We start from the raw sequence: 26,213 nt of genomic DNA on the forward strand, positions 1-26,213 counted from the left end.
GCATTGACAGTTTCTAACTATTATTAAATATTCCAACGCTAGTATTAACTGTTGACAAAGTCTTCTAGCCGCTACTTTTTATCCAATATGGAATTTCTGACGCAGGGCATCTGCACGGCGACCAAGGAGACCGTCAATCTGACGGGTACGGAGGGCAAAGTAGCCGTAGACACAGACGCCAAGAGCCCCTAAGACGGCTACGTGAACCAGGCTGGAGACACGACTGACGACAGGGTAGACCTGACTGAGGCCGAAATAACCAAGGCCGACAACTGCACCCATAATCAAGGTCATCCAGAGAATGGTTCGCGCGTCCTGCCTAATTTCTGCATGGTCAAAACCGGTCACTTCTTGTATCTTGAAATACATCAAAACGATAGGAATCCAAAGAGCCAGAGCTGTCGCCACTAAAGGGCCGTACGGGCCAAAGACATACATCATTGGTATTTGGAAAAGCACCTTGACCAAAATTCCCCAGAGAAAATACTGGATGGCCTTGCGATTTTGGAAGAGAGCCTGCAGCATGGGAGCCATGAGGGAATAGAGGGCCAACAGAACTGTCTCGGCCATAACAAAGACAAAGAGGTAATGGGCTGTCTTAGTTGGCAGGCCGTAAAAGACGACATAGATTGGCTTGGCTAAAATAACCGAACCAACAACTGCTGGTAGGATAAAAAGCCAGAGCATCTGCAGGTTATTGACCACAACTTTACGCAGTTCCTCCCAATTTTTTTTAGTAAAAGATTCGGTAATGACAGGAATGCCAACTCCTCCGATAGAGGTGGCGACCGAAATTAAAATCATATTAATCTTGCTTGGATTGGCAGACATGTAGCTAAAGAGAATATTACGTTCCGTTTGGCTATAATTGGTGAAGAGGGCAAGGACGTTGTTGAAGGTGCCTTGGTCAATCAACTGCAAGGTCTGGATGGCAGAGCCTGTGATGATAAAGGGAATGGCTTCCTTGAAGGTCTCTTTAAGAAGCCCTAAGGTATCAATTTTGATTTTCTCCCTTTGTTTAGCAAAAATTTTCTTGATCAGACCAGCTTTATTGAGGTAAAAGATGAGAACTGCCATACTGGCAATCATTCCAATGAAGGCAGCTAGAGTTGACTGACTGACAGCCTTAACGTAATCGCCAGAGCCTAGCTGCATGATGAAATAGGCCGTCAGAAGCATCCAGATAACTCGGATTAATTGTTCAAAAATCTGACTCATGGCATAGGGTTTGAAATCATTGTAACCCTGAAAAATCCCACGAATAACGCTCATGGCTGGAAACACTAAGACAGCCAACGAGAGACTATGGATAACCGGCTCCAATTCTGGACCAGTCCCTGAGATCACAGCAAAAAGAGGTGAAGCCAGATACATGATAACGGCGAAGACTAGACCGACCACCCCCATGAGTTTGAGAAAACTCCTAATCAGGTGGATAGAATGGTCTTCCTTGCCCATGGCATTATATTTGGCAATCTGTTTGGCAACAGCCACATTAATTCCTGTAGTAGACAAAAGCAGGAAATAAGCATAAATATTATACCCCATTCCATAGAGGGCATTGGCTTGATTGCCATATTCCCCCATCCAGGCATACCAAGGGATGATGTAGAGGGCCCCCATGAGACGACTTAGAGTATTTCCGGTCGTCGCCCAAAAGGTCCCGCGGGCCATCTTCTCATTCTGTGTTAACTGTTTTTCTGCCATATCTTCTTTCTTCACTTTATTAAATTAGCTCTACTATTATAAACTTTTGCCTGTGACTTGTAAAACGGGAACTTTCCGTCTAAAATAGTAATCATGATAAAGATGACACAGGTGCTTGACATTCTCAAGCAAGATAAAAATTTTCGAGACATCAGTTACCAAGGGAATTTTGCCTATGCTTGGAAAGAGGTGACTTTTGACCAACTCAGCTACGATAGCCGCAAGGTTAGCTCTTCGACCCTCTTTTTTGCCAAGGGAGCTGCTTTTAAAAGAGAATTCCTAGAAGCAGCTGTGGATGACGGTTTAGCCTTCTATGTTGCTGAAACAGACTATGAGGTAGGAATCCCGGCTATCCTTGTCAATGATATTAAGCAGGCTATGAGCCTGATTGCCATGGCCTTCCATGGTAATCCTCAGAAAAAGTTGAAAATTCTAGCTTTTACAGGAACCAAGGGCAAGACTACAGCGGCTTACTTTGCCTACAATATTCTCAAACAAAGCCATAAACCTGCCATGCTTTCAACCATGAATACCACCTTGGATGGCGAAACTTTCTTCAAATCGCAGCTGACCACGCCCGAAAGTCTCGATCTCTTTCAAATGATGGCTCAAGCAGTAAAGAATGGCCGAAGCCATTTGATTATGGAAGTGTCCAGTCAGGCCTTCCTAGTCAAGCGAGTTTATGGCTTAACTTTTGATGTTGGCGTCTTTCTCAATATCAGCCCTGATCATATCGGACCAATTGAGCACCCAACCTTTGAAGACTACTTTTATCACAAGCGCTTGCTTATGGACAATAGCCGAGCAGTCGTTGTTAATAGTGGTATGAATCATTTTGCTATCGTTCGCGAGCAAGTGGCTAATTTACCCCATGATTTTTATGGGCAAGGCTCTGCTAACCAGATTAAAAATGGGCAAGCCTTTGATTTTGATCTGACTGGTAAGCTGGCTGGACATTACGATATCCAGTTGATCGGTGATTTCAATCAGGAGAATGCTCTGGCTGCCGGTTTAGCGAGTTTACGATTAGGGGCTAGTCTAGCCGATATCCAAAAAGGCATTGCTGAGACCAGTGTGCCGGGGCGGATGGAAGTTCTTACCCAAGCTAATGGTGCTAAGGTTTTTGTTGACTATGCCCACAATGGCGATAGCCTGCAAAAGCTCCTGTCAGTGGTCACCCAACACCAGACAGGTAAAAATATTCTGATCCTTGGGGCTCCTGGTAACAAAGGTGAAAGCCGGCGGGCAGACTTCGGTCGGGTCATCAATCAGCATCCTGACTTGGAGGTCATCCTGACAGCTGATGATCCTAACAAAGAAGATCCTCAAGTTATTTGTCAGGAAATCGCCAGCCATATCAGCCGTCCAGTTGACATCATCGTTGACCGAGAAGAGGCGATTGAAAAGGCTCTGCTAAAAACCCAAAAATCCAGCGATGCTGTTATTATCGCTGGTAAGGGGGCGGATGCCTTCCAAATCGTTGATGGCAGACGAGCTAGCTACGATGGTGATATCGTTATTGCTAAAAAGTACCTGAATCGCTCATTAAAATTCTAATTAAAAGCTACAAATAAGAACCATTACAAATAGCCAAATCCCTTGGGGGACTTGGCTTTTGCTTTGTTCATTTTTTGAAAAAATAGTTCTAAATTTTAAATTCCTATGCTATAATGTGAACAGAATTTTGAAGATCTGATCCTGTCAAAATTCAGAGAAACTGACTTTGTAGGCAGTATTTCAAAATTTTAGTGGCAAACGAAATTCTAAGCTCTAAAAGGTAATTTCTTTTGCCCAGATTCATATATCACAATAGAAAGGAGGTTTACAATGACTCATATTCGTGCAGACCAGATTCAAGTAGCCTACGATGATCTAACTATCATCGAGAACTTATCACTACAGATTCCTGAAGGAAAAATTACAACTATTATTGGGGCTAACGGCTGTGGAAAATCCACCTTACTCAAGGCTTTGACGCGGATCCAAGCTGTCAAAAAAGGACAGATCTATTTGGATGGCCAGGCTATCTCTAGTCTACCAACCAAAGAAGTTGCTAAAAAATTGGCCCTGCTCCCTCAGGTAATGGAGGCAACTAAAGGGATTTCTGTCTATGACTTTATTTCTTATGGACGTTTTCCCCACCAGAAATATTTGGGCAGTCTGACCCAAGAGGATCGCAATACCATTCACTGGGCTATGGAAGTCACTAAGGTCACTGATTTTGCCAACCTAGATGTAGAAAGCCTGTCTGGCGGTCAACGCCAACGGGTTTGGATTGCTATGGCTCTGGCCCAAGATACCGATATTATTTTTCTAGATGAGCCAACAACTTATCTTGATATGAATCATCAATTAGAGGTTTTAGAATTACTTCAAGAGCTCAATCAAAGAGTTGGTAAAACTATTGTTATGGTCCTGCACGACCTCAACCTATCTGCCCGTTTTTCTGACAGATTAGTTGCTATGAAAGATGGCAGAATTCTTTATCAGGGCTCTGTCAAAGAAATGATGACCCCTGATATTTTAAGGGAAATCTTCAAAATTGAGGCTCAGCTCTCTGAAGACCCTGTTACTCATCGTCCTATACTGCTGACTTATCAGCTGATTAAATAGATTGATTTCAAGGAGAAATCGTATGAAAAAAATAATGACAATATTTGTAGCCTTGCTAGCTACTCTGTTGCTCGTGGCTTGCGGCAACAAGCAAAAAGATTCTGGGAAAGACTCTCTATCTTCCATGCCAAAGATCGAAGGCTTCACCTATTATGGCAAGGTTCCCAAAAATCCAAAAAAGGTAGTCAACTTTGCTTATTCCTACACTGGCTATCTCTTAGAACTGGGAGTCGATGTTTCCAGCTATTCGCTCGATAATGAGAAAGACAGTCCTGCCTTTGGTGATAAGCTTAAAAATGCTAAAAAGCTGACTTCCGAAGATACCGAAGCTATTGCTGCACAAAAACCAGATTTAATTATTGTCTTTTCAACCGATAAAAATATCAAGCAATTAAAAGAAATCGCTCCTGTTTTGGTTATTGAATACGGCAAACACGATTACCTGCAGATGCTAACTGATTTTGGTAAGGTCTTTGATAAAGAAGATAAAGCTAAGGCTTGGCTTAAAAATTGGAAAGCAAAAACGACTAAAGCCAAGGAGGAACTTAATGCTGTTCTCCCTAAAGATACTACCTTTACCGTTATGGACTTCTATGATAAAGACATCTACCTCTATGGCAAAAACTGGGGGCGCGGCGGCGAACTCATTTACGACACTCTTGGATTTTCGGCACCCCAAAAAGTAAGGGATGATGTCTTTAAAACCGGCTATTTTGGTGTCTCCCAAGAAGTTCTTGGCGATTACATTGGCGACTATGCTCTCCTCAATGTCAGCAAGGCAACTAAAAATTCAGCAGCTTCCCTCAAGGAGAGTGATGTCTGGCAAAATATTCCTGCTGTCCAAAACCATCATGTTCTAGAAGTTGATGAAGCCCTCTTCTATTTCTCTGATCCAATGTCACTGGATAAGCAGTTGCCAGCCTTTGTTAAGGCTGTGAAAAATGCCAATTAGATTGGACGCCTTATGAAGAAGAAAAGCTCCCTTCTTAAACAAAAAAGCAGGGCTAAAAAGGGGAATATCAATCTAAGCTCTCGACATCCTCTGGTTAGTCTCGCACAGTTTGCTAGACTGGTATTTCTCCCTTGTCTAACAAGGAATAAGCACAAGCAACCAATCACTGTGACAGCTCATAAAAAACGGGATCGGCAGCATTTTTTGCTTAGACCCGTTTTTTTCACCATCCTTGTCCTACTCATGCTAGCCTGCTATCTTTCCTTAAGATTTGGCGCTATCAATTACAGCAACGACCAACTTTTGCACGTTATAAAAGCTCCCTTACAAAATTCAGCCAGCCAAGACATCATCTTTGATCTACGCCTGCCGAGGCTCTTTGCCGCCATCTTAGTTGGTGCTGCTATGGCGCAAGCTGGTGCTATTATGCAGGGAGTCACTCGAAATCCGATTGCAGACCCAGGGCTTCTGGGGATCAATGCTGGCGCTGGGCTTGCTCTGATTGTAGGCTATGCCTGCTGGGGAAGTCTCCACTATAGCCTGATTCTGCTGCTATGCCTGCTGGGGTCGCTTCTAGCAGCCCTGCTAGTTCTAGGCCTATCTTATCGTCCAAGAAAAGGTTACCATCCTATCCGTCTAATCTTATCAGGGGCAATGGTGGCTACTCTCTGCTCCGCCCTAGGTCAAGCTATCACCCTCTACTTTCATCTGGAAACTAATGTTATCGGCTGGCAGGCTGGAGGTTTTTCTCAAATTAACTGGAAAATGCTGGCAATCGTTAGCCCCTTCATGATTTCTGGTTTCCTCTTAGCTCTGCTATTTGCCCATCAACTGACCATTCTAAGTCTTAATGAAACCGTGTCTAAATCTCTGGGTCAAAAAACTAATACTGTTAGCTTTGTTTTACTGGGAATTGTCATCCTCTTATCCGCAGGCGCCGTCGCCTTGGTTGGCAGCATTGCTTTTATTGGCCTAATTATTCCGCATTTTATCCGTGTCTTTATTGTACGGGATTATCGGTATCTGCTGCCTTTCACAGCTCTTGCTGGGGCTACCTTTATGATTTATGTAGACCTGCTCAGCCGGACTCTCAATCCGCCTATGGAAGTTCCTATCAGCGCCCTCGTCAGTATCGCTGGCCTGCCTTGCTTCCTCTGGCTGATTAGAAGGGGGAGTAACCTATGATGGTAAGAAAATCCTCTTTCAAGATCTTTCTCATCTTATTAAGCCTTCTGGCCTTAGTCATGTATCTATCGCTCTCAGTCGGCTACAGTTATTCCTCTCTGACAAATCTTTGGCAACTAATACTAGGGCGAGGGAATCCAGCTGAGAACTTTATTATCACTAGTATACGTCTTCCTCGAATTCTAGCCTGTCTTCTTGGCGGGGGCTCTCTAGCTTTAGCTGGAATCCTTTTACAAACACTGACCAGAAATGCCCTAGCTGACTCAGGAATCCTAGGAATTAATGCTGGTGCTGGGCTCGTCATGACCATCATGATCAGTCTCTCGGCGGACAGTAACTTAGAAACAAACAACTTCCTGCCCTTTTTTGCTATGCTAGGAGGAGCTGGGGCTATCCTGCTGGTTTATCTGATGTCTTGGCAAAAGAATCACAGTATCAATCCTACTCGCTTGATTATCACAGGTGTAGGAATCTCCAGCATGCTTTCTGGTATTATGGTCGCTATTCTCAGCCTAACTGATGACAATAAAATGACCAGTATCATCTCCTGGCTCAGTGGTAAGATTACAGGCAATGATTGGACGATTCTTGGCTTCTTTGCTCCCTTTTTACTGATTATCTGGCTTTTGACCTTTAGTCGCAGTAAATCCTTTAATATCATGGCTCTAAACGAACAGACTGCTCTGGCCCTTGGGCTTAATCTCCGACGGGAACGTTTAATCACTCTAGGGTTGGCAACAGCTCTGGCCTCCTTAAGTGTCGTCCTAGTTGGTAATATCACCTTTATAGGACTGTTAGCTGGTCACATTGTTCGCCGACTACTGGGAGGGCAACATCAAACCATTATACCTGCTTCTCTCATAGTGGGAATGATACTTCTAATAACAGCTGATACTATCGGTCGCCTTCTCTTAGTTGGAACAGGCATTCCGACGGGAATTATTGTCTCAATTATCGGAGCACCTTATTTCCTTTATCTGATGCTAAAAACAACTGATTAAAATGACTTAAAGAGGACTGACGAAAAAAGTCAGACCTCTTTTTTGTTTAAGCATCTTATTAGCTATCGCCTGATAAGAAGGTTTTTGCTTGGGTAAAAAGAAAACTGATGAGGAGATTGCTTGCTGCTGTTAGAACAATGGCTGATCTTACAGTAAAATTAGGACGCTACCAATAGCAGACCTAAAACGGAGGACATAACCCCTAAAAACATAACTACGATTTTTGTTTTGAGCTATTAACATAAGAATAGAGCAAGGGGCTGACAAACACAAATATAACAAGCAGTCTTGTTACTAAAATCTGGTTTTTTATCTTACCGCTCAAAGTAGCTAATGCTAAGTTTATTTATTTTGATAGTTAAGCACTTCTAATAAGAATTTTAGTGTCCCTTTCCTGATTCTTTTGTCAACCAGAATTTTATTTTGTTATAATACTAGCAAGAAAGTGAGAGAACTATGACACCTAACCGCGAAGACTATTTAAAATGTATTTATGAACTCGGTCAAATTCATCATAGGATGACCAACAAAGAAATTGCCGAAAAGATGAAAGTGTCTGCACCGGCTGTCTCTGAAATGATCAAAAAAATGATTAGCGAAGAACTAATCATTAAAGATAAAGACTTAGGTTATCGTTTGAGCCATAAGGGGCTCTTATTGGTATCTGATCTCTACCGCAAACACCGCTTGATCGAATCGTTTTTAGTCAGAGATCTCCACTACACGCCTGACGAGATCCACCAAGAAGCTGAAGTTTTAGAACATACGGTCTCAACAATCTTTATTGATCGCTTAGAAGAAAACCTCGGTTTTCCTGAGTACTGCCCTCATGGTGGCAGTATCCCCAAAAAGGGAGAAATTCTAGAGGAGCGCTATCGAATCCCACTCAGTCAGATTGACAAGACTGGTTTTTATCGAATTGGTCGTGCTCGCGATGACTTTCAGCTCTTAAACTATCTCGATGACCATCGGCTCCACATCAATCAGAGCATTGAACTGATTGCTATAGATAACTATGCTCAGACCTTTACCATTCATTATAACGAGAAAGAGTTGGTTATTCCCAAACTAATTGCTCAGGAAATTTATGTGAAAGCATTACAGTAATTAGCCCTCTCTTTCACTTTTTCTTTTTTACGAATCTCCTGAATGGAAAAATCCCTGCCCATTTGTGTAATGCTCCCATGCGTTAGATTTTTTGTCTAACTTTTGGGAGCATTACATTGTGAGCAAGGATTTTTTTAATCTATCAATGTTTAGCCTTAAACACCAGCTTTTCTCTATCAAAGTCCAATTGCAGGCTGTAAGTTCCCGCCTCTACTTCTTCTATATAGCCTAGTTGATTCAAACTTTGAACAAAAATATCTGGTCGTTTTTGCTTGACCAAATCCTTATTAGCAAATTTCAGAAGAAAACTAGTCATATATTTAAGGGTATAATCAGGATTGACATCACCTAAAATTGCATAAAGCTTCCTTTGTTCCTGAGATAAAGGGAAACTGGTCCTCAGTCTGTGAAAATAATTGGACAAGGTCAATGTATTTCGTTCAAAGTCTGTCCATTCGACTAGAATGGCTTCATTAGTAGTATTGGTCAGCCTTGTTTTAAATACTAAGGATTTGAGCTCCTGATAGACAGAACTATCCCTATCAAGGATGACTTTATCACCTAAAGATAACTGGCCTATGTTTTCAAGCGGAGTCAGGTTCAAATAATACCGACGCTCCCGACGTTCAATATAACCCGCTTGGATATAATCCTCAAGCTTCCTATCCAAGTGCTCAGTTCCTCCAAATTCCTGCTTAATTTGCCTCAGACTAACATCAGAGTGCTGTGACAGGTAGTTTATCAAGGCTTGAAAAAAAGTTTGACGAGTCAATTTATCAGGATTTAAAACAATCAGCAAGATTAATCTCCTAGGTTCATAAAGTCTTATTATTTATTATCGCTTAACCAACAGGGAAGAATGTAAGATTTTTCGGGCTGCCAAAACTAGCAGTCAGTTCCCCCTTTTGTAAAATATGCCCTTCCATAGCCTTTAATAACTGATGTTTTCTGGTCCATTTCCCTAGATCTAAGATTGTATCTAAGACATAGATGGTAAAGCGGTAGGCATGAGTCTGGCCTAAGGGTGGATTGGGTCCGGTGTAGCAGTGCCAGCCATAGGCGATCCCCTGTCTGGCACCTTGAAGATTTGCCACTGCAAATCCTTGAGGGATCTTGGCAGGAATACGGCTTAAAGCGGGTAAATTCCAAATCAGCCAATGCGTGAATTCTTTTTTCAGCGGATGGTTTAAGTCTTCTAGGACAACTGCTAGGGTTTCGGCCTGCGGAGAAAGATTTTTTAATAAAAATTCTGGTGAAACATTGTCGCCCTTTCTTGTATGTTCTAGCGGGAATTCACCGCCGTCTAAAATGGTCGGACACGTAAATTTCAGCTTTTCCATTACAGCCCCCTTGATACACCCAAATTCTAACAGCTTCATTATACCATTTTTAACGCAAAGCTAAGATGTATAAAAGCACCAAATCTGCCAGCGCGGCAAGGGCATAAAGGAGCCCTGCTTTGTCACCATAGAGCTGCCAGAAACCAATCGTCCCCAAAACAAAAACAGAAGATTCTAACAAAAGTTTACGAACCCCTTTGAGAACTTGCGGTGTTTTAGGTGCACCATAACGGCTCCAGACTAGCACCACTAGTAAGCCTAAAAAGGCAAAACCGATTTTGACTGCCCAAGGTTTTCCAGTGAAAATACCGCCTAGTAAGCCCATAACTGTTATCACTTCTAACAGAAAACGAAAGCTAATCATAATACTGGGCATTAAGCCTGCCTCCTTTCTAGTTCGCAAAAGAAACTCCTGCTGCCAGCAATTTTTCTTTTGTTTTTGTGAATTTGGTCTTATTGGTAACCCCAATACATTTTACATCTAAAGTTACTTTGAACCCGAAACGAGCTGCTGCTAGAGCAGACGCTTTAACACAGCCATTACCATCGACACCGATAATTTCCAGCTTTCTTGACTCTCTTTCCTTTAAGAAAGCCAAGAGAGCGGTATTGCTGAGGCAAGATGCCCGCTGTTTTTCAAATATGTGATCTGATACAAGCGACAGACCTTGGGCAAATACCTTGGGCTTCCTATTCAGCTCCCACCAGAAACGATTGACAATATAAATCACATGATCTTCAGGATAGCTGGCTATTTTACCATTAATCGCTGACAGTAATTGAGGATTGGAGCGATATCTTCCCTTTCCAACATAATCCGTTTGCATATCAATAACTAATAAATAGGAATCTATCACTTACTTTATTCCTTCCTTTTCTGGATAATCGTGTAGGTTAAATAGTCTGTTACGATAGTGCGCAGGCGTTCATCGTAACGGGTCTGACCATCTGCATAATTAGTTACCATACCTTGGAGAAAAAGATAGACACCGCGCACAATATTGATAGCCTGCTCCTGCGTCAAATCAGGACTCAGTAAACTCATAACAGTCTCTTTCAAAAGTTGAAAACTCTTCATCCGTAGCTCACTAATGGGATAGGTAAATTGCTCTTGATCCACACGTTCACCATCATCCAGAAAAAGCAGGGAAAAAGAATTATAGTGGTCGAAGCCAAACTGTATGAAGATATGGCTTCCTTTCAATAATTTTACACTGGGTATCAAGTCTTGATCTTCCAGAGCCAATAAGGTATGATACAGCTTTTCTAAGGGCTTATGAGCCACCTCATAGAGAATTTCACTCTTATTTTTAAAATAGAGGTAAATGGCTGTGTGTGAACAACCTGCACGCTTAGCAATCTCTCGTATCCCCACGTTTTGATAGTCTTTTTCTTGAAATAAACTTTGGGCAGCAGCCAGAATACTCTCCTTAGTCTGATTTATTTTTTCTGATACCATTTACGCTTCTCCATTTCTTCTAGGGCATTGGCAACCTCTCCTCCGTGACAGACACTGATCAAGGTTTGTGAATAGGTCTGCAAAAGATCATGAGCTGTCTTTAGAGCCTGAGGCATGTCTGCCGTGAAAGCCTTCATAGGCGGTTTAAGATGCCCTAACCGGCTAGTTGTCAGTAAATCTCCTGCAATTAAAACATCATCTTCTGCATGGTAGTAGCAGGTATGCCCCGGTGAATGGTCTGGTGAAAAGACAGGAATCAGACCAGCTTGTTTCAATACCTCTTTTGCCTGCAGACTGTCTAAAGCAGTAAATTCGCTTAGATTAAAGGTCAATGATTCAGGTTTTTCTCGCCTTGGATAAGGCTTCCTGCCTGAAATATAGGGAAATTCCCTATTATCAATAAGCATAGGCAGATCAGGCAAAAGCTCTCTTAGCTGAGGAATACCACCCACATGGTCAGAATGCCTATACATTAGGAAAAGTCCTTTAACTTGATTGCTATTAAGATAGTGCTCCACTACATAGCGAGCCATACCGCTCATACCGGTATCAATGAGAAAGCAGTCCCCCTTATTCTCCACAACCCAGATACTAACCGGAAAGATTAATAAGTCAAACGTCACTTTAAAAATATGAGGACTGATATTTTTTAGCCGTATATTTTGTTGCCGCTTGGTAAAAAGTCTGTTTCATCATCATTTCTGCTTTCTTATGAACTGTTGATTCTCCAACAACTAACCAGTGGTTAGTTGTTGGAAGTATAGCCTTTTTAAACTATTTTTGCAAATAAAAAAAGACGTCTATACGTCCTTTCTAAAATTATTAGATTATTTTTAAATCATAAACTATCGCAAATACTGGCTAAAATAAACATCAACCAATAAGTCCTCCTGCAAGACAGCATAATAGAAAAACTTGTCCAGCTACTCTTCTGACATAGCGATTTGAAAATCGATATAATCCTGTCCCCATTTCTTCAGCTGAAAGAGGAGGGGCTTTAAGGTGTCCCCAAATTCTGTAAGTTCATAGTCTACACGAGGAGGTACAACAGGAAAAACAGTTCTCTTGATAATACCCACTTCTTCCAATTTACGAAGCTGGTTCGTCAGCATACGCTGATTAATTCCAGGAATTCTTTTCCTTAATTGACCAAAGCGTAGCACTCCTTCATCGGCCAGATGGAATAGGATTGCTCCCTTCCAGCGCCCACCAATCGCTTCCATCGCAACTTCAACAGTACAGCCGAAAGGACAGTCATTTGGTGTATCTCTCATTTTTACAAGCTCCCTTTAGTTACTTATTTGTTAGTATAAGCAAAAAATGTGCCTACTTGTTTAATCATAACACAGCTGTTATACTTTAGGCAAATCATCAATGATGATGATTATTACTTCCAGGAGGTATTGTATATGAAAGCCTTGCAAATTATAGATTATAATGGTCCGGAAACAATGGTCTATCAGGAAACTGAAAATCTCAGCCCTAGAGAAAAGGAAGTTCTGATTAAGGTGAATTATTCAGGAGTAGGTTTAATTGATGTCATCTTCGCTAGAGGGTTTGGCCAGCTAGAACTTCCCGCTATACCTGGACTGGAAGTTGCAGGAACTGTCATGGAACTCGGTGCGGGAGTAACAGGGTTGCAAGTTGGAGACAGAGTTGCTGGCTTGACCATCAATACTTTAAGCGGATTCTCTGATTTAGTTAGTCTTCATGAAGATTATGTAGTTAAAGTTCCTGATTGCCTAGGACTTGATTTAGCTGCAGCAGCTCTAACCAATACAACAACAGCTCTGGTATTTCTAAAAGAAATCGTAAGACTGGAGGCAGGCAGCAGCGTTCTCGTTTATGGAGCAACGGGCGGCTTGGGCTCTCAGATTGGTCAAACAGCTAAACTCTTAGGAGCTAAAAAAGTTATTGCAGTTGTCAGTAATGAAGAAAGGCGCCAAAAAGCAATGGACTTGGGCTACGATGCTGCTTATCTGCGAGAAACATTTTTCAACTCTTCTGAAGAAAAATTTGATCTTATCGTAGATCCCGTAGGCGGGGAGCACAGGAAAGACAATCTCCAAAAGCTAAATACTCATGGCACATTAGCCATCCTTGGAAACGCTTCGCAGGAAGAGCATGCAGATATTGATCCTGATATTCTCTGGCTAAACAATATCAACCTGATTGGTTTTAACTTCGGCGGTTATTGTTCTCAGCACATCAAAACTGTCCATGATTATTTAATTTGGACTCTGAAATTAGTTGCCAACAATCAAATTCAACTGCCAGAACTTTTTACTGCTCCTATTGACAATGCCGTTCAGGCTTTACTGGATTTAGAAGAAGGAAAAATCAATGGCAAACTTTTATTAAAACATCCATAAATAGCAATCAACAATAAAGTCTAGGAGGGCAGTAAATTGGAAATACTCGAACATTATTTTCTGCTAGCAGATTCTGCTGGAGAAGATGCCAAAAGCTTTTGGGAACTCTGCAATCTTTTTGCTGCCAATGCTGTCATTAAAACAGATGGCGGTGAAACTTATTCTGGCAGAGAAGCTATCATTTCCTTTTTCAAGAATTTTTTCGATACAAATCCAACTGTCAGACATTTATGGGATATTCAAAAAACCAGTACGGGGTTCAAAACTAACTGGGCTCTTATTTGCCGCAGCATAGCAGGAACTTATTCTGCACAGACAGGAAGGCATTTAGTAGAAATAAAGGACGGTAAGATTATTTATTTACAAATTATTAGCCATTAGTATTAGTAAAGTCTTTTGGTCAGAAGCTCTTTCAGGCAATTAAAAGCTCCGCTAATCTCAATGCAAAGATAGCGGAGTTTTATTAGCACACATGATATTATATTGATTCTTTCAAGCGAAACAAAAAAGAGGCTTTCTGTACTGTTCCAGATTTTTATGACGATTCTCAAACTATAACTTTTGTACGCATTTTCTAATATCTTTTAACAAGCGCTGACGTTTTTTAACGTAATTAGAAGAATAAACGATACTCGGAGTGAAAGTGCGATCAATCCGGCTCCTCATATTTTTTATAGACTTTCATAAATGCTCTCTAGCAGTCCTGGAAATCTTTCGTTCAATTCATCTAATCTCAAAGAGATAAAGCGCTGACGTCCTTCTATACGAACTCTAATTAAGCCATTTTCTCTCAACATTTTATAATGATGGGACAAATTATTCTTTTTTCCCAAATCCGAAAAGTAGCTGCAGTTTCTTTCCTTGTTAGATTTATATAATTCTCGAAAAATGGCTAAACGAATGGGCTCACTCAAAGCATAAAGAATTTGCTCTAGTTTAATATCTGCTGTTGCAGGATGGGATAAATTTTTCACCTTATCACTCCTTTCTTTGCATTCTATCAAAAAAAGTTCTATAATACAATTGTTCAAATTGTATCGAATTATTAAAGAGGAGGTTATTGCATGAACATATTAAACCGCTACTTTGAACTATCTGATCTGGCTGTTCAAAATGAAAACAGCCTTCAGGAACTCTGCGCATTATTTACCCAAGACGCTGTTCTTGAAGCCAATGATGGTCACATCTATAGAGGCAGTGCAGAGATTGAAGACTTCTTCAGGCGTTTTTTCAGTCGAAATCTAGCAACTAAGCACTTATGGGATATTGAGAAGCAAGATGATGGTTGGTTGCGAGCCAATTGGGGTGTTGTCTGTCGCAGAAAATCAGGCGATTATTTCACTCTGACAGGTAAAGACATTGCAAAAGTAGTAAGCAGCCAGATTACCCATCTCAAAGTTATAGGCAACCATTAATACAAAAACCAGAACCACTTTAAAAGCGTCTGAAATCACTGAATTTCAAACACTGTTAATTTTTATATTCCCTACAGCTTTTTGACAGCTACACCTACTTTGTTCAAAAAAGCTTTTCGTTTTGCTTCTGTACAAGCTTCACGCCCCATATTGCCCAGCACCATTAAGCGGCGCGTTTTAATACCACAATGATTGAGAACAGCACTTTTTAATGCTGCTAGGCCATAACTATCTGGCACACTGATCCAGCCAGAAAAGAGTTTATACCACCAGCTGGGGGCCATGGAGGTTGCAATAATATCTGCCGTTCTTCCTTTTAAAAGTTTACGAAATTGCCGTCCACGCAGGTAGTTCCAGATGAAATTCCCCTCAGTATTAGATGAATAGGCAACACCCGGAGTAAAGGTACGATCAATCCAGCCCTTCATTAAACTAGGCATGCCGCTCCACCAAATCGGATAAATAAAGATAAAATGATCGGCCCACTGAATAAGTTCTTGCGATTGTAAGATGAACTTATCCTCTGGCATGCGCTTGCGATAACCATAGCGTAAAACAGGATCAAAGTACAGGTGGCTAAGCTCTAAAGTTTCCACCTGATGTTGGGCAAAATCTAGATTTGCCACTACTGTTTCATAGATAGCCTGACTAAAACTTTCTTTATCCGGATGTCCATTGATCACTAAAATATTCATATGATTTCTCCTTATCAACATCACTAGTATAAGGGGGAACAGGGTTGACAGGCAAGTGATACTTTCCTATAATTTGTAGGAAATCGTACATTATATCCGAAAAATGTTTGATAAGCAACGAACAGGGGAAAATTATATGACGCAAGACATCCGCATTCTCAAAACCAAAAGGGACATCGAGTCCGCACTTGTCACTCTAATTCTGGAAAAAGGGTTTTATAGCTTAACTGTTCAAGACATTTGTCGAAAAGCCTTAGTCAGCCGCTCTACTTTTTACAGCCACTATTTAGATAAGTATGACCTATTGGAACAGCTGATTACAAAGACTTTAGAGCCGCTTCAGGAAAAATTCGCTGCCAAGTACGGAGAAAACCTTGATAATAAAGGGCTAAAGTATTTTCTAGAAGATATTTACCAGTTTTATCAAGAGCATACAGACCTCCTCAAGGCACTGCTAAAAACACCCTTGGAAAATCAACAGGGTTTTGAAGATCGGTTTGATCAGCTCTGCCAGCTCTATATCAAAGAGCTCTTGCTCAGGGAGGGGATGTCCTATACTCTTCCCTTAGAGCTCTTGACCCAACTGTATGCGTCTATTGTACGGTCACTGATGAAGTGGACCACCGAACATGGACCTAGCCAAGACCTAACAGATTTTACTTACCGTATGCATAAGGCCTTTCTGGATATTATAGAGGGCTCAAACAGTAGAATTTAACTCATTATTTTAATCGACCCCGATAGCATAATTGAGGAGATTGGGCTAGAAGGCTAGGATTGGTCCCAGGCCGTCCTGTAGGGACAGCTAAACCAAGTTGCTCATAGTATTCCTGCCAGAAATCTGTCACCTCTTGATGGCCATCTCCAAATTGCATTGGAATTTCTGCAAAAATCGGAAGAAGATGTGCAATGAGCTGAGAGCAGTAAAAACCTGTTCCGTCAGGATAAAAGCTAATATTATAAGGATTTCCTAGCAAGGCATGAACTTTTTCAAAAACTTGTTTAAGTTTAATCTTTGGATAGCAAAAAACATCTACAATCTTATTTTCCTCTAAAAAGCTTGTCAAGTCCTGTTTAGATACCCCTTGGTCTACTGTCGCGTGATAAATACTTCCTTCGAGATAGATAGCAACATGACTGTAATCACCTGTGGCGGTCGTGATAGCCTGTCCCATTTCTGAATCGCCTACTGTAAACAGGAGGTCTCCTTCTTTTAATTGCTCTTTCTTCATTAGCTTCTCCTATATATAAAAGCCAGGGGCCCTTTGCCCTTGGCTTTTGAGTGCGCTTTTTATCCATTAAAACTTTCCGTCAACTGCGGAACCACTTGTTTCTTACGTGATACAGCCCCTTCAAGGAAGGCATGATTGTTTTCTAATTTGAAATTGAAGGCTGCTTCAACCTTATCCCTGTTAGCTCCAAGTGCTAGAATTTCTGAATTGGAGTTCAGAATATCTGTAATCATCAAGACAAAGTCTGAGTAGCCATTAGCTTCTTGTGAGGCCCTGATAGCTTCTTCAATTTCAGCTTGACGATCCAAAACTTCATCAATATCAACCGTATTGACCTGAGCCACGCGCACATTGTTACCATTGAGCTCAAAACTCTTAGCATCAATATCAATCAATTCTTCAGCTGACTTGCTTGAAAGGTTAGTCCCTGCTTTCAGCATAGCCAAGCCATACTCTTCCAAGTTGACGCCAGCAATTTCAGCTAATTCCTTAGCCACTTGGGGATCCGTTTCGTGAGTAGTTGGTGATTTAAGCAAAAGGGTATCAGAGATAAGACCTGATAGGAGAAGACCGGCTACTTCTTTTGGCACTTCAACATTGTTTTCCTTAAAAGCACGATAAACAATTGAAGAAGCTGATCCAACTGGTTCCACACGCATGTAAAGCGGGTTAGCCGTTTCAAAGTTGGCCACACGGTGGTGGTCAATAACAGCCGCGATTTCTACTTCGCGAATATCTGAAATAGATTGCTGAAATTCATTGTGGTCCGTTAAAATAACTTTATCTACCCCTTCTGCCTTAGCAGATTCAACGACACGCAGTGCTTCAACACCAAAATAGTCCAGAACGAAAGCGGTTTCTTCATTTGGCGTCCCAAGGGCGACGGCATCAACATCACGTCCAAAAGCTGTACGCTCCAAATAAGCCCATCCGTAGGACGATGCAATAGCATCAGTATCAGGATTTTGGTGACCAAAAACTAAAAATTTAGACATATCTTACCTCTATTAATGTTTATTTCCCTATCATTTTAGCAAATTTTAGCTTATAAAGAAAGAGAAATAGGAAAACTCCTACTTCTCTGGATAGTCAGCCTCATCTGAAAAATAACGGTCCCTTTCATCAGGAGACAGCTCTAAAGAATCGAGGTCTACAACGTAAGACTCATCTTCATAATCAGCATAAGCCTCTGGATCGATCCCATTGTCATAGGCTTGGTCGTAGCCATAAGTTGCAGCAACTTCTTGCTTGGCCTGTTGCCGAGCCCGATCAGCCAGCTTCTTAGCAATCACATCATGCAAATACTTAATAGCAATTAATATAAATTGATAAGCCCAAATTAGGAGTGACTCAATCAGGATAATCAACTCAACAACAACAACGCCCACCAAGGCCCAAACCATGAAGAAGGCAATAAAGAGCTGAGAAAGGATTTTCTTGATATTACCAACCTGATCATTGTGGATCGTTAAAACTTCTGTAAATAGGTCAAAGATGCCCTGTAGGAGTGCTGATCTAATTGCGCGAGAACCCGATTCATTCTCAACTACCTTGGCCCTCGTCGCAATGACTTCATCATGATCGTCATAAAAAAGATCCACCCTATCTCCCAACCTAGGGTTAAAACTAAAAGACGAACGATCAATCCTTTTGACGTGACCGTCCGTATTAGCAAGTACTATGACCTCATCATTAATACTTAATACGCGATACATACTTTACTCTACTTTCTCGACTCATAATATCACAAATTCACAATACTGTCAAAGTAGCTATATCAAGCCTCTCTTTAGCCATTTTTCTTCGTTATCCTAACCCAAAAATCACCCCTGTTTAAACAAACAGAGGTAATTTCATCTATAAAAGGCTTGTTAGGAAGCTCAATTAATGACGATATAACGCCGTTGACCGCCATAACTGACATAGGAAATCCAATCATGGCCATCCTTGTGCATAATCTTATCATAGTTGATACCCTCGCCGGCTTGGAAGGTGAAGGCTATCTCCGCAGCCATTCGAGGTTCATTTCTAACATCAACTTGCTTGACAAAAGTATAGCTTTTCAATGACGGGAAGGTTGTTTCATAGTTCGGTTTAACTGCTGGTTCAGGAACTGTTGTTTGGGTCCCAGCGACGCCAACCAACTTGTTATCATTTTCAACATAGTAGAGATGGACATTATAAACCCCATGTTGGTTCTTATGATCGCTAACCTTAACACTGACCTTATAATCACCATTGACTTGCTTAGTAGCATCATACCAAACAATATCGTCTTGGCCGTCCTTATCTGTCCAAACCGGTACCTTAACAGCTGAGACTTGATTACCACTAACATTAGTGACTAAAATGTCAAATCCATCAGAAGTTTGATTTTGAATAGTAATTTCAGCCTTTGGCTGATTATCACTTTTCTTAACGTCCGCCTGATGTTGGCTTCCAGCAACACCTACAAGTTGACCATCATTTTCTAGATAATAAAGGTGGATATTGTAGGTGCCTGTTTCATTTTTGTGATCAGCTAATTTAACAACCGCCTTGTAAGTCCCATCGGCCTGTCTCTCCGCATCGTACCAGACGAGGTCGTCCTGATCGTTCTTATCTGTCCAAACTGGAAGCTTAACAGCTTTCAAGCCTTGGCTATCAACCACATCTGAGATGATAACATCAAAGTCACCATTATCCTTATTACTAAAGGAAAGGGTCCCTGTCCGAGTTGCTTGAGGCTTTTCAGGTTCAGAAAAGGTATATTGCAGACTTGCAACGCCTTTCATAGCGCCATCATTTTCAACATAATAGAGATGAATATTGTAGAGGCCACTTTCGTTCTTATGTTCGGACATACTCACAGCCACCTTATAGGTGCCATCACCTTGCTTAACAGCATCGTACCAAATCAAGTCATCTTGATCATCCTTGTCTGTCCAGATTGGGACTTTAACAGCCAGAATACCATTGCTATCTGATATGTTAGAAATCCGAACATCAAAACCCTTATCAGTTTGGTTTTCAACACTAATTTGACCGCTTAGCTTGGATTCTGTCTTTTGCTCGCTAGCTTGAGCCGGTAACTTATCCAGCATGACGTAACGACGAGTACCGCCGTAAGAAACATAGGAAATCCACTTATAACCATCCGTCTTAAGAATCTTATCATAGCTGATGGAGTCACCCTCCCCAAAGGTAAATTCTGTCTTGGCAGCGGCCTTTGCCTCGTTCTTGACCTCAACTTCTTTGTCAAAGCTATAGCGCTCCAAAGCTGGAAGGGTAGTCTCTTCGCTGTCAATTCCCGGCTTTTCACCAGCTTGAGGATCTGGCTTATCGGCTGATACTTCCTTAGCTACTAACTTGGCAATATTGGCATAACGACGGATACCACTATAGGATTTGTAGCTCAGCCATTGATAGCCATCTTGATTGGGGACTTGGTCATAGTAAACACGGTCACCGGCATTGGCAAAGAAGGCTAGAGGAGCCGAAGCTGACGGACTATTCTTGATCTCTGTGCGTTCAGGATAAGTATAATAGCCTGAGCTTGGGAGGTCTTTACCGACTTCTTGAATCGTCATAACAGGTGAAGCATTAGTTACTGTTCCTGCCTGTTGCGCTTGGTCTGCTGAATTTATTTCGCTAGGAGCTGTATAATCATTAGTTTGAGTAGCAGCATCAACTTTTGTTGGTACTGTAGGGTTATCAACATCAGTCTCTCTTGTAGCGACTTCATCAGTTGAAATTTCAGCATCGCTAACTGCTATCGGTTTTTCAGCAGTTTCTTGGGTAACCTTATCTATAACAGCTTCTCTCACAGCACCATCTGTCTTTGGTGTGACAGCTTCTGTACCAGTTTCCTTGACCGTAGTTGTCTGTGTACTGGTATCCTGTGGCTGACTAGTTGGAGCTGTTTGTTCGTCAGCTAAAACCTGCCCCCCTAATACCAGACTGGCTCCAAGGAAAACTGAGGCTGCACCAAAGGAATATTTACGAATGGAAAAACGTTGTTTTTCGCTCCATAATAAATCTTTTTTCATGATAACTCTCCTTATATTCATATTACTTTATTTCGCCTTCATTATAAAAAAATAGATAAGCAGCGTCAATATTTTTCTGTAATAATGAAATATTTTAGTAATATTATTTTTTTCTAATTAACGAGTCTGGGACAAACAGCCATGATAGCTTAGCCCTCACCCACAAAGATTGTAATCTCTGAAGATTACGTATAAAAAGTCCAAACTCGTTAGCATTATTCTAAATTTACCAAATTGACGCAATGATTGGGAGTAAGACTTATTGTCTAGGCTAAGAAGGCTTACTCCTGCACAGTTCATTAGGTACTCTAGCACCAATAAACTACTGTTGGTTGGCTGCCCTTATCTTGGTAGGGTGCAGTTACATTTTCAGACGCCCTCTTAAACAGTTCACAGAACTGTTTAACTACTACGCAAGAGATAGGTCAAACAGTCTGGGAGACTGTTAGAGAAAACCAAGATCAATTGTGCGGAGGTGGGATTGAAATGCTCCAGTGGACTATGGCAGTCTGGGGATAGACTGTCAAAGCCTGTCACCTAAAAACAGAAAAGTGGCAAAGACCTGAGTTTTAAAATGGGAGAACGAGGAAAATCAAAATCGTGATTTTTGTTCCACTCTCTTTGCAGTTCATCAGCCTGCTCGATAATATGGAGTATCTTCGGCAGATTCACCTTGACCTACTACCAAAGCATCTTGTTGATAAGTTTTACCTCCAACAGTTGGCACACCTGCAGGAATGACATACAGGGCTGCACTACCTACTTCTGAATCTTTTGGAGCAATCGTAAATAGGGCCTTTTCTCCACTAACACCTTGTGAGGAGATAACTTGAGTATCTGAGACCAAACCATTATTATCAAAAACTAATGTATCACCATTAGCAGTTTGCCAAGTACCAACGAGGCTGGAGAAGTCTCCGTTAGCAATAGCAGTAACATCAAGGCGAGGAGAAGTAACTTGACTATTAGCTGAACTTTGACTTGTAGAGCTTGACGGATTAGTAGTTTCTCCATTATCGTGATTATTACTACTAACTTGGGAACTAGACTGATGTTGTGAACTTCCTTTTTGAGGTTTTGCTTTACTTGTTTGGCTAGTCTTTATGGAAGTTGAATGAGTTTCATTTTGAGAACTATTCTTGTGACAGCCCGTTAAAAATAAAGTAGTACCTAGTATAAACACAGCTACAAATTTGTAAGGCTTTTTCATAATTTTTGTTCCTTTCTCTTTTCAATTTTATTATAGCCTAGTTTAAATTTACCGTCAACATACAATTGTAACTTTTTTAATTTCTAAGAAATTTTTGTAATCATTTTGTAAATTTAAAATAAGAGTAACTGCATAGCTACTCTCATCTTTATTCGTATTTAAAAGTTATTTTCTATTTTTTTCTCAACTTAACAACCGCTTCAACTCGAGCGGTATGAGGAAACATATCGATTGACTGGATATAGTCCACTTGATAAACTTTTGTCAAAGGCACCAAATCACGGGCCAGAGTTGAAGCATTGCAAGAAACATAAACCATCTTTTCAGGTTTTACTTCAAGAATGGTTTTGATAAGCTTGTCATCTAAGCCCGTTCTCGGTGGATCGACCACTAAAGCACTAGCTTGATAACCCGCATTATACCATTTGGGAATAAGATCTTCTGCCCTGCCAGTTTCATAGTGAGTATTAGTCAAGCCAAGCGCTTTCGCATTCTTTTTAGCATCCACAATGGCATCAGGAATTATATCCATTCCTCGAACAGAATTCACCTTATCTGCAAAAGCAAAACCAATTGTCCCCACACCACAATAGGCATCTATGAGGTTATCCTCCTTAGTGGTGTCTAAAGCTTTAACCGTTTCTTGGTAAAGAACATGAGTTTGCTGAGGATTCAGTTGATAAAAAGCCCTAGGCGACAAAGAAAAACTATAGTCTAGCACCTCTTCTTGTATAGACTCTTTTCCCCAGAGAATATCTGTCTCATCGCCATAAATTTCACTTGATTTTGATTTATTATAATTAACAGCAATTGTCACAATTTCAGGGAAAGCCAGCCTCAGTTCTTTAATTAGAGCAGTCAACTGTAAGCCACGACTAGTCACAAAAATAAGTTGAACTTGGGAGCTCGCCTGCCCTTTACGAACCATGATTGTCCGGATACCAGCAATTTTTCGCTCATTGTAAATTGGAATTTTATACTTATCTAACAGTTCGGTGGCCTTATTAACAATCCTCTGTGTCAATTCATCTTGAACCAGGCAGTTTTGCAGCGAAACCAGATGATGAGAATTACTGGCAAAAAGTCCTGCTTTAACTGATCCAGAAAAATGACGTGTTTGAAATTGGAGTTTGGCCCGATAGTGATAAGGATTTTCCATCCCCTTGGTGGGCCGCACTTCATAATTTTCATATCCAGTAGGCTGGAATTTCTTCAAAGACTGTTTGATAATGTCATTCTTAAAATCCAGCTGCTTCTTATATGCTAGGTGCATAATCTGACATCCCCCGCATTTCTCATATATGGGACATCGTGGTTGTACTCGATCCTTAGATATTTTATTGATCTTCAAAAGTTTAGCATGGACAAAATTCCTCTTGACAGCTGTCACTTGGCAAAAGATATCTTCTCCTTTTAAGGCTCCTGGTACAAAGACCAAAGTTTTTTTATAAAAACCAATACCCTCCCCGTTGATCCCCATCCGTTTGATTTTCAGGGGAATCCTTTGTTTGACCTGCAAATTCATTCTTGCAAAGTCCTTTCTAACTTAAAAATAAAAAGCGAATAAATAAGAGTGACTCTCAACGGCAATCTTCCATTAAAATTGTCAAGCTGGCTACGTACCCTAATATTCTACCATTTTTGCTATAATAAACCTATGAAAATTACTAAGATTGAAAAGAAAAAACGACTCTACCTTCTTGAATTAGATGATGAAGAGAAGCTCTATATTACCGAAGATACTATTGTCCATTTCATGCTCTCAAAGGACAAAATTATCACTGAGGAAGAATTGGAAGAAATTAGGAATTTTGCTCAGTTTTCCTATGGTAAGAATCTAGCTCTCTACTTCCTTTCCTTCAAACAAAGAACAGAAAAAGAGGTTAAAGATTATCTCAATAAGCATGATATTGAGGAAAAAATTATTCCAAAAGTCCTAACAGATTTAAAAAAAGATAAGTGGATTGATGATTATCATTACGCTGAGGTTTTTATCAATCAAAATTTAACAAATGGTGATAAGGGACCTTTCGTTCTAAGCCAGAAGCTTTCCCAGAAAGGGATTGCAAAGTCCATTATTGAAGAATGCCTAGACGGACAAGACTTTTCCCATACTGTTGTCAAGGTTGGACAAAAACTTTATAAAAAGTATGCAGGTCGTTACCCAGCAAAAACCATCAAGGCTAAAATTCAGCAAAATCTTCTTAGCAAAGGTTTTGACTATCAAACAGTTAATCAAGCGCTCGAAAATTTAGCTATTGATAAAAATAAAGAGGATGACATTACTCTTATCTATCGAGATCTGGATAGGCTTCTACCAAAGTATCAAAAGAGATATGAGGATTATGCACTTAAACAGCATTTAATCCAAGCTTTGGCTCGAAAGGGCTATGATTTTTCCGACATTTCATCTGCTTTAGCTGACTATCTATAAGCAATAGTTCTACCATTTTCTTTCTTAACAAATGCTTTTTCCATCAAATTATGTTAAACTATAACGGATAAACTAAATTGTAGAAGGTTTTAGCCATGAAATTACCCAAAGAAGGCGACTTTATTACAATTCAGAGTTATAAGCATAATGGTAGTTTGCACCGAACATGGCGCGACACTATGGTACTAAAAATAACTGAAAATGCAATTATTGGTGTAAACGACCATACACTTGTTACTGAAAGTGATGGCAGACGCTGGGTGACTCGAGAACCAGCCATTGTTTATTTTCATAAAAAATTTTGGTTCAATATAATTGCAATGATTCGTGATAGCGGTGTTTCCTATTATTGTAACTTAGCTAGTCCCTATGTTATGGATGAGGAAGCCCTCAAATATATTGATTACGACTTAGATGTCAAAGTCTTTGAGAATCACGAAAAAAAGCTTTTAGATGTTGACGAATATGAAAGCCATAAAAAAGAAATGCATTATTCAGCAGATATTGATTATATTCTGAAAGAGAATGTCAAAATTCTTGTTGAGTGGATTAACAATAAAAAAGGGCCTTTCTCAGAATCTTATATCAATATCTGGTACAAGCGTTATCTTGAACTCAAGAATCGTTAAAGTTGTAAAAGCACTCATTAAATTTATGAGTGCTTTTTAATGGTCTAAACAAAAAAGTAACGAATAATATTCGCTACCACTGAACTACGTTCGCAAATGCCGGCTACATGACTTGAACACGCGACCCTCTGATTACAAATCAGATGCTCTACCAACTGAGCTAAGCCGGCCTATTGCTTCTTATTATGCGGGTTAAGGGACTTGAACCCCCACGCCGTTAAGCGCCAGATCCTAAATCTGGTGCGTCTGCCAATTCCGCCAAACCCGCATCTATGACCCGTACTGGGCTCGAACCAGTGACCCTTTGATTAAAAGTCAAATGCTCTACCAACTGAGCTAACGAGTCTGACTATTGTCCAGAAACTATTGTAAACTACGCTTACTTTTTTCCAGATTGAAATAGTCCACCAGACTATTTCAACGGTCCCGACGGGAATTGAACCCGCGATCTTCGCCGTGACAGGGCGACGTGATAACCGCTACACCACGGGACCTATTCTAAGCAATTGTATTCGAACTTAAAAGCTAGTGATTTAGATAAAAGGCTTAAGAAATCAGGATTTCTTACCCATTTCCTACGCTTGCTTTACGTTCTCATTACTTAATCATGGGAGTTAACGGGATCGAACCGCTGACCCTCTGCTTGTAAGGCAGATGCTCTCCCAGCTGAGCTAAACTCCCTAATGGAACCTTCTTAGATTCCTATGCGCTAAGCGACTCCCTTATCTCACAGGGGGCAACCCCCAATTACTTCAGGCGTGCTAGGGCTTAACTGCTGTGTTCGGCATGGATACAGGTGTCTCTCCTAGGCTAGCGTCACTTAACTATGAATTG

Annotated in this window: 28 protein-coding genes, 5 tRNA genes and 1 rRNA gene; 12 read left to right on the forward strand and 22 right to left on the reverse strand. The window is 40.7% G+C overall.

Translation table 11 applies throughout. The features are described from left to right. Window positions 1-78 precede the first annotated feature (78 nt). Window positions 79-1,707, reverse strand: a complete 1,629-nt coding sequence (locus G7Y32_RS05425) for a putative polysaccharide biosynthesis protein (RefSeq protein ID WP_165211711.1) — start codon at window positions 1,705-1,707, stop codon at window positions 79-81. Between the two features lie 93 nt (window positions 1,708-1,800). Here G7Y32_RS05425 and G7Y32_RS05430 point away from each other — a divergent pair, with 93 nt between their 5' ends. The 6 genes from G7Y32_RS05430 to G7Y32_RS05455 all read left to right on the forward strand — a co-directional run bounded on the left by G7Y32_RS05430 (window position 1,801) and on the right by G7Y32_RS05455 (window position 8,565). Then, window positions 1,801-3,264, forward strand: coding sequence for a UDP-N-acetylmuramoyl-L-alanyl-D-glutamate--L-lysine ligase (locus tag G7Y32_RS05430; protein ID WP_165211713.1), 1,464 nt, complete (start codon window positions 1,801-1,803; stop codon window positions 3,262-3,264). 270 nt (window positions 3,265-3,534) lie between these two features. After that, on the forward strand, window positions 3,535-4,320 hold the full coding sequence (locus G7Y32_RS05435; protein ID WP_165211716.1) for an ABC transporter ATP-binding protein: 786 nt from the start codon (window positions 3,535-3,537) through the stop codon (window positions 4,318-4,320). Between the two features lie 22 nt (window positions 4,321-4,342). Further along, window positions 4,343-5,272: an ABC transporter substrate-binding protein gene (locus G7Y32_RS05440; RefSeq protein ID WP_165211719.1), complete on the forward strand. Its 930-nt coding sequence runs from the start codon at window positions 4,343-4,345 to the stop codon at window positions 5,270-5,272. Window positions 5,273-5,284: 12 nt separating this feature from the next. Beyond that, complete coding sequence (locus G7Y32_RS05445) at window positions 5,285-6,457, forward strand: FecCD family ABC transporter permease (RefSeq protein ID WP_241154210.1); 1,173 nt, start codon at window positions 5,285-5,287, stop codon at window positions 6,455-6,457. Further along, a complete protein-coding gene (locus tag G7Y32_RS05450; RefSeq protein WP_165211798.1) occupies window positions 6,457-7,458 on the forward strand; it encodes a FecCD family ABC transporter permease in 1,002 nt (333 codons plus the stop codon). Before G7Y32_RS05445 ends, G7Y32_RS05450 begins: the two co-directional genes overlap by 1 nt. Window positions 7,459-7,914: 456 nt before the next feature. Then, window positions 7,915-8,565: a metal-dependent transcriptional regulator gene (locus tag G7Y32_RS05455; protein ID WP_165211722.1), complete on the forward strand. Its 651-nt coding sequence runs from the start codon at window positions 7,915-7,917 to the stop codon at window positions 8,563-8,565. A 142-nt stretch (window positions 8,566-8,707) separates the two neighbouring features. Here G7Y32_RS05455 and G7Y32_RS05460 read toward each other — a convergent pair whose 3' ends face one another. The 7 genes from G7Y32_RS05460 to G7Y32_RS05490 form a co-directional block, all read right to left on the reverse strand. Continuing rightward, window positions 8,708-9,364 (reverse strand): DUF1803 domain-containing protein, encoded by a 657-nt coding sequence (locus tag G7Y32_RS05460; RefSeq protein WP_165211725.1) that lies wholly within the window; start codon window positions 9,362-9,364, stop codon window positions 8,708-8,710. A gap of 43 nt (window positions 9,365-9,407) precedes the next feature. Next, window positions 9,408-9,905, reverse strand: a complete 498-nt coding sequence (locus G7Y32_RS05465) for a YbhB/YbcL family Raf kinase inhibitor-like protein (protein ID WP_165211728.1) — start codon at window positions 9,903-9,905, stop codon at window positions 9,408-9,410. A gap of 49 nt (window positions 9,906-9,954) precedes the next feature. Next, window positions 9,955-10,281, reverse strand: coding sequence for a DUF2568 domain-containing protein (locus tag G7Y32_RS05470; RefSeq protein WP_165211731.1), 327 nt, complete (start codon window positions 10,279-10,281; stop codon window positions 9,955-9,957). A 16-nt stretch (window positions 10,282-10,297) separates the two neighbouring features. Continuing rightward, window positions 10,298-10,759, reverse strand: a complete 462-nt coding sequence (locus tag G7Y32_RS05475; protein ID WP_165211801.1) for a cysteine hydrolase family protein — start codon at window positions 10,757-10,759, stop codon at window positions 10,298-10,300. Window positions 10,760-10,767: 8 nt separating this feature from the next. Then, window positions 10,768-11,364 (reverse strand): TetR/AcrR family transcriptional regulator, encoded by a 597-nt coding sequence (locus G7Y32_RS05480; RefSeq protein WP_165211734.1) that lies wholly within the window; start codon window positions 11,362-11,364, stop codon window positions 10,768-10,770. Continuing rightward, window positions 11,346-11,945 (reverse strand): MBL fold metallo-hydrolase, encoded by a 600-nt coding sequence (locus G7Y32_RS05485; RefSeq protein ID WP_241154211.1) that lies wholly within the window; start codon window positions 11,943-11,945, stop codon window positions 11,346-11,348. Before G7Y32_RS05485 ends, G7Y32_RS05480 begins: the two co-directional genes overlap by 19 nt. Window positions 11,946-12,287: 342 nt before the next feature. Continuing rightward, entirely contained in the window at window positions 12,288-12,638 is a 351-nt protein-coding gene (locus tag G7Y32_RS05490) for a winged helix-turn-helix transcriptional regulator (RefSeq protein ID WP_165211737.1), read from the reverse strand. Between the two features lie 135 nt (window positions 12,639-12,773). On the opposite strand from G7Y32_RS05490, the gene G7Y32_RS05495 reads away from it, so the two are divergent. Together G7Y32_RS05495 and G7Y32_RS05500 are read left to right on the forward strand one after the other, a co-directional pair. After that, window positions 12,774-13,736, forward strand: coding sequence for a quinone oxidoreductase family protein (locus G7Y32_RS05495; RefSeq protein WP_165211740.1), 963 nt, complete (start codon window positions 12,774-12,776; stop codon window positions 13,734-13,736). Window positions 13,737-13,772: 36 nt separating this feature from the next. Further along, window positions 13,773-14,117 (forward strand): nuclear transport factor 2-like protein, encoded by a 345-nt coding sequence (locus G7Y32_RS05500; RefSeq protein ID WP_165211743.1) that lies wholly within the window; start codon window positions 13,773-13,775, stop codon window positions 14,115-14,117. A 290-nt stretch (window positions 14,118-14,407) separates the two neighbouring features. Here G7Y32_RS05500 and G7Y32_RS05505 read toward each other — a convergent pair whose 3' ends face one another. Further along, complete coding sequence (locus tag G7Y32_RS05505) at window positions 14,408-14,710, reverse strand: ArsR/SmtB family transcription factor (protein WP_165211746.1); 303 nt, start codon at window positions 14,708-14,710, stop codon at window positions 14,408-14,410. Window positions 14,711-14,800: 90 nt separating this feature from the next. On the opposite strand from G7Y32_RS05505, the gene G7Y32_RS05510 reads away from it, so the two are divergent. Beyond that, entirely contained in the window at window positions 14,801-15,151 is a 351-nt protein-coding gene (locus G7Y32_RS05510) for a nuclear transport factor 2 family protein (RefSeq protein ID WP_165211749.1), read from the forward strand. A gap of 71 nt (window positions 15,152-15,222) precedes the next feature. Here G7Y32_RS05510 and G7Y32_RS05515 read toward each other — a convergent pair whose 3' ends face one another. Next, window positions 15,223-15,846, reverse strand: a complete 624-nt coding sequence (locus G7Y32_RS05515) for an NAD(P)H-dependent oxidoreductase (RefSeq protein WP_165211752.1) — start codon at window positions 15,844-15,846, stop codon at window positions 15,223-15,225. A gap of 136 nt (window positions 15,847-15,982) precedes the next feature. Here G7Y32_RS05515 and G7Y32_RS05520 point away from each other — a divergent pair, with 136 nt between their 5' ends. Continuing rightward, window positions 15,983-16,564, forward strand: coding sequence for a TetR/AcrR family transcriptional regulator (locus G7Y32_RS05520; protein ID WP_165211755.1), 582 nt, complete (start codon window positions 15,983-15,985; stop codon window positions 16,562-16,564). 4 nt (window positions 16,565-16,568) lie between these two features. On the opposite strand, the gene G7Y32_RS05525 is transcribed toward G7Y32_RS05520, so the two are convergent. The 6 genes from G7Y32_RS05525 to rlmD all read right to left on the reverse strand — a co-directional run bounded on the left by G7Y32_RS05525 (window position 16,569) and on the right by rlmD (window position 23,841). Continuing rightward, the gene (locus G7Y32_RS05525; RefSeq protein ID WP_165211758.1) at window positions 16,569-17,078 is read right to left on the reverse strand and encodes a YiiX/YebB-like N1pC/P60 family cysteine hydrolase; all 510 of its coding nucleotides are present in this window, start codon (window positions 17,076-17,078) and stop codon (window positions 16,569-16,571) included. A gap of 59 nt (window positions 17,079-17,137) precedes the next feature. Then, a complete protein-coding gene (locus tag G7Y32_RS05530) occupies window positions 17,138-18,073 on the reverse strand; it encodes a manganese-dependent inorganic pyrophosphatase (RefSeq protein ID WP_165211761.1) in 936 nt (311 codons plus the stop codon). 78 nt (window positions 18,074-18,151) lie between these two features. Continuing rightward, on the reverse strand, window positions 18,152-18,793 hold the full coding sequence (locus tag G7Y32_RS05535) for a hypothetical protein (protein WP_165211764.1): 642 nt from the start codon (window positions 18,791-18,793) through the stop codon (window positions 18,152-18,154). 165 nt (window positions 18,794-18,958) lie between these two features. Next, complete coding sequence (locus G7Y32_RS05540; protein WP_165211767.1) at window positions 18,959-21,106, reverse strand: GBS Bsp-like repeat-containing protein; 2,148 nt, start codon at window positions 21,104-21,106, stop codon at window positions 18,959-18,961. Window positions 21,107-21,737: 631 nt separating this feature from the next. Next, window positions 21,738-22,316 carry a DUF6287 domain-containing protein gene (locus G7Y32_RS05545; protein WP_165211770.1) on the reverse strand — a complete coding sequence of 193 codons (579 nt, stop codon included), beginning with the start codon at window positions 22,314-22,316 and terminating at the stop codon, window positions 21,738-21,740. A gap of 172 nt (window positions 22,317-22,488) precedes the next feature. Continuing rightward, window positions 22,489-23,841 carry a 23S rRNA (uracil(1939)-C(5))-methyltransferase RlmD gene (rlmD, locus tag G7Y32_RS05550; protein WP_165211773.1) on the reverse strand — a complete coding sequence of 451 codons (1,353 nt, stop codon included), beginning with the start codon at window positions 23,839-23,841 and terminating at the stop codon, window positions 22,489-22,491. A 132-nt stretch (window positions 23,842-23,973) separates the two neighbouring features. Here rlmD and recX point away from each other — a divergent pair, with 132 nt between their 5' ends. Both recX and ntdP read left to right on the forward strand, forming a co-directional pair. Beyond that, entirely contained in the window at window positions 23,974-24,750 is a 777-nt protein-coding gene (gene recX, locus G7Y32_RS05555) for a recombination regulator RecX (RefSeq protein ID WP_165211776.1), read from the forward strand. Between the two features lie 95 nt (window positions 24,751-24,845). Then, on the forward strand, window positions 24,846-25,379 hold the full coding sequence (ntdP, locus tag G7Y32_RS05560) for a nucleoside tri-diphosphate phosphatase (RefSeq protein ID WP_004226094.1): 534 nt from the start codon (window positions 24,846-24,848) through the stop codon (window positions 25,377-25,379). Window positions 25,380-25,476: 97 nt separating this feature from the next. Here the strand turns inward: ntdP and G7Y32_RS05565 are convergent. From G7Y32_RS05565 to rrf, 6 genes are all read right to left on the reverse strand, one after another. Continuing rightward, window positions 25,477-25,549 (reverse strand) — tRNA-Thr (locus G7Y32_RS05565). A 16-nt stretch (window positions 25,550-25,565) separates the two neighbouring features. Next, window positions 25,566-25,647 (reverse strand) — tRNA-Leu (locus tag G7Y32_RS05570). Window positions 25,648-25,652: 5 nt separating this feature from the next. Further along, window positions 25,653-25,725 (reverse strand) — tRNA-Lys (locus G7Y32_RS05575). A 75-nt stretch (window positions 25,726-25,800) separates the two neighbouring features. Next, window positions 25,801-25,873: transfer RNA gene (locus G7Y32_RS05580), tRNA-Asp, on the reverse strand. Between the two features lie 114 nt (window positions 25,874-25,987). Continuing rightward, a tRNA-Val gene (locus G7Y32_RS05585) sits at window positions 25,988-26,060 on the reverse strand. Between the two features lie 27 nt (window positions 26,061-26,087). Then, window positions 26,088-26,203, reverse strand: a 5S ribosomal RNA gene (rrf, locus tag G7Y32_RS05590). Window positions 26,204-26,213: the final 10 nt, after the last annotated feature.

The sequence above is a fragment of the Streptococcus tangpeifui genome, assembly GCF_011038795.1.
In the GTDB taxonomy this organism is placed as follows: domain Bacteria; phylum Bacillota; class Bacilli; order Lactobacillales; family Streptococcaceae; genus Streptococcus; species Streptococcus tangpeifui.

Bases quoted from the DNA above. Each gene is read 5' to 3' on its own strand.
- G7Y32_RS05435 (WP_165211716.1), top strand. From the start codon at position 3,535: ATGACTCATATTCGTGCAGACCAGATTCAAGTAGCCTACGATGATCTA.
- ntdP (WP_004226094.1), top strand. From the start codon at position 24,846: ATGAAATTACCCAAAGAAGGCGACTTTATTACAATTCAGAGTTATAAG.
- G7Y32_RS05540 (WP_165211767.1), bottom strand. From the start codon at position 21,106: ATGAAAAAAGATTTATTATGGAGCGAAAAACAACGTTTTTCCATTCGT.
- G7Y32_RS05425 (WP_165211711.1), bottom strand. From the start codon at position 1,707: ATGGCAGAAAAACAGTTAACACAGAATGAGAAGATGGCCCGCGGGACC.
- G7Y32_RS05430 (WP_165211713.1), top strand. From the start codon at position 1,801: ATGATAAAGATGACACAGGTGCTTGACATTCTCAAGCAAGATAAAAAT.
- G7Y32_RS05450 (WP_165211798.1), top strand. From the start codon at position 6,457: ATGGTAAGAAAATCCTCTTTCAAGATCTTTCTCATCTTATTAAGCCTT.
- rlmD (WP_165211773.1), bottom strand. From the start codon at position 23,841: ATGAATTTGCAGGTCAAACAAAGGATTCCCCTGAAAATCAAACGGATG.
- G7Y32_RS05530 (WP_165211761.1), bottom strand. From the start codon at position 18,073: ATGTCTAAATTTTTAGTTTTTGGTCACCAAAATCCTGATACTGATGCT.
- G7Y32_RS05490 (WP_165211737.1), bottom strand. From the start codon at position 12,638: ATGAGAGATACACCAAATGACTGTCCTTTCGGCTGTACTGTTGAAGTT.
- G7Y32_RS05525 (WP_165211758.1), bottom strand. From the start codon at position 17,078: ATGAAGAAAGAGCAATTAAAAGAAGGAGACCTCCTGTTTACAGTAGGC.
- G7Y32_RS05455 (WP_165211722.1), top strand. From the start codon at position 7,915: ATGACACCTAACCGCGAAGACTATTTAAAATGTATTTATGAACTCGGT.
- G7Y32_RS05515 (WP_165211752.1), bottom strand. From the start codon at position 15,846: ATGAATATTTTAGTGATCAATGGACATCCGGATAAAGAAAGTTTTAGT.
- G7Y32_RS05445 (WP_241154210.1), top strand. From the start codon at position 5,285: ATGAAGAAGAAAAGCTCCCTTCTTAAACAAAAAAGCAGGGCTAAAAAG.
- G7Y32_RS05545 (WP_165211770.1), bottom strand. From the start codon at position 22,316: ATGAAAAAGCCTTACAAATTTGTAGCTGTGTTTATACTAGGTACTACT.
- G7Y32_RS05465 (WP_165211728.1), bottom strand. From the start codon at position 9,905: ATGGAAAAGCTGAAATTTACGTGTCCGACCATTTTAGACGGCGGTGAA.
- G7Y32_RS05510 (WP_165211749.1), top strand. From the start codon at position 14,801: ATGAACATATTAAACCGCTACTTTGAACTATCTGATCTGGCTGTTCAA.
- G7Y32_RS05440 (WP_165211719.1), top strand. From the start codon at position 4,343: ATGAAAAAAATAATGACAATATTTGTAGCCTTGCTAGCTACTCTGTTG.
- G7Y32_RS05480 (WP_165211734.1), bottom strand. From the start codon at position 11,364: ATGGTATCAGAAAAAATAAATCAGACTAAGGAGAGTATTCTGGCTGCT.
- G7Y32_RS05495 (WP_165211740.1), top strand. From the start codon at position 12,774: ATGAAAGCCTTGCAAATTATAGATTATAATGGTCCGGAAACAATGGTC.
- recX (WP_165211776.1), top strand. From the start codon at position 23,974: ATGAAAATTACTAAGATTGAAAAGAAAAAACGACTCTACCTTCTTGAA.
- G7Y32_RS05470 (WP_165211731.1), bottom strand. From the start codon at position 10,281: ATGCCCAGTATTATGATTAGCTTTCGTTTTCTGTTAGAAGTGATAACA.
- G7Y32_RS05535 (WP_165211764.1), bottom strand. From the start codon at position 18,793: ATGTATCGCGTATTAAGTATTAATGATGAGGTCATAGTACTTGCTAAT.
- G7Y32_RS05520 (WP_165211755.1), top strand. From the start codon at position 15,983: ATGACGCAAGACATCCGCATTCTCAAAACCAAAAGGGACATCGAGTCC.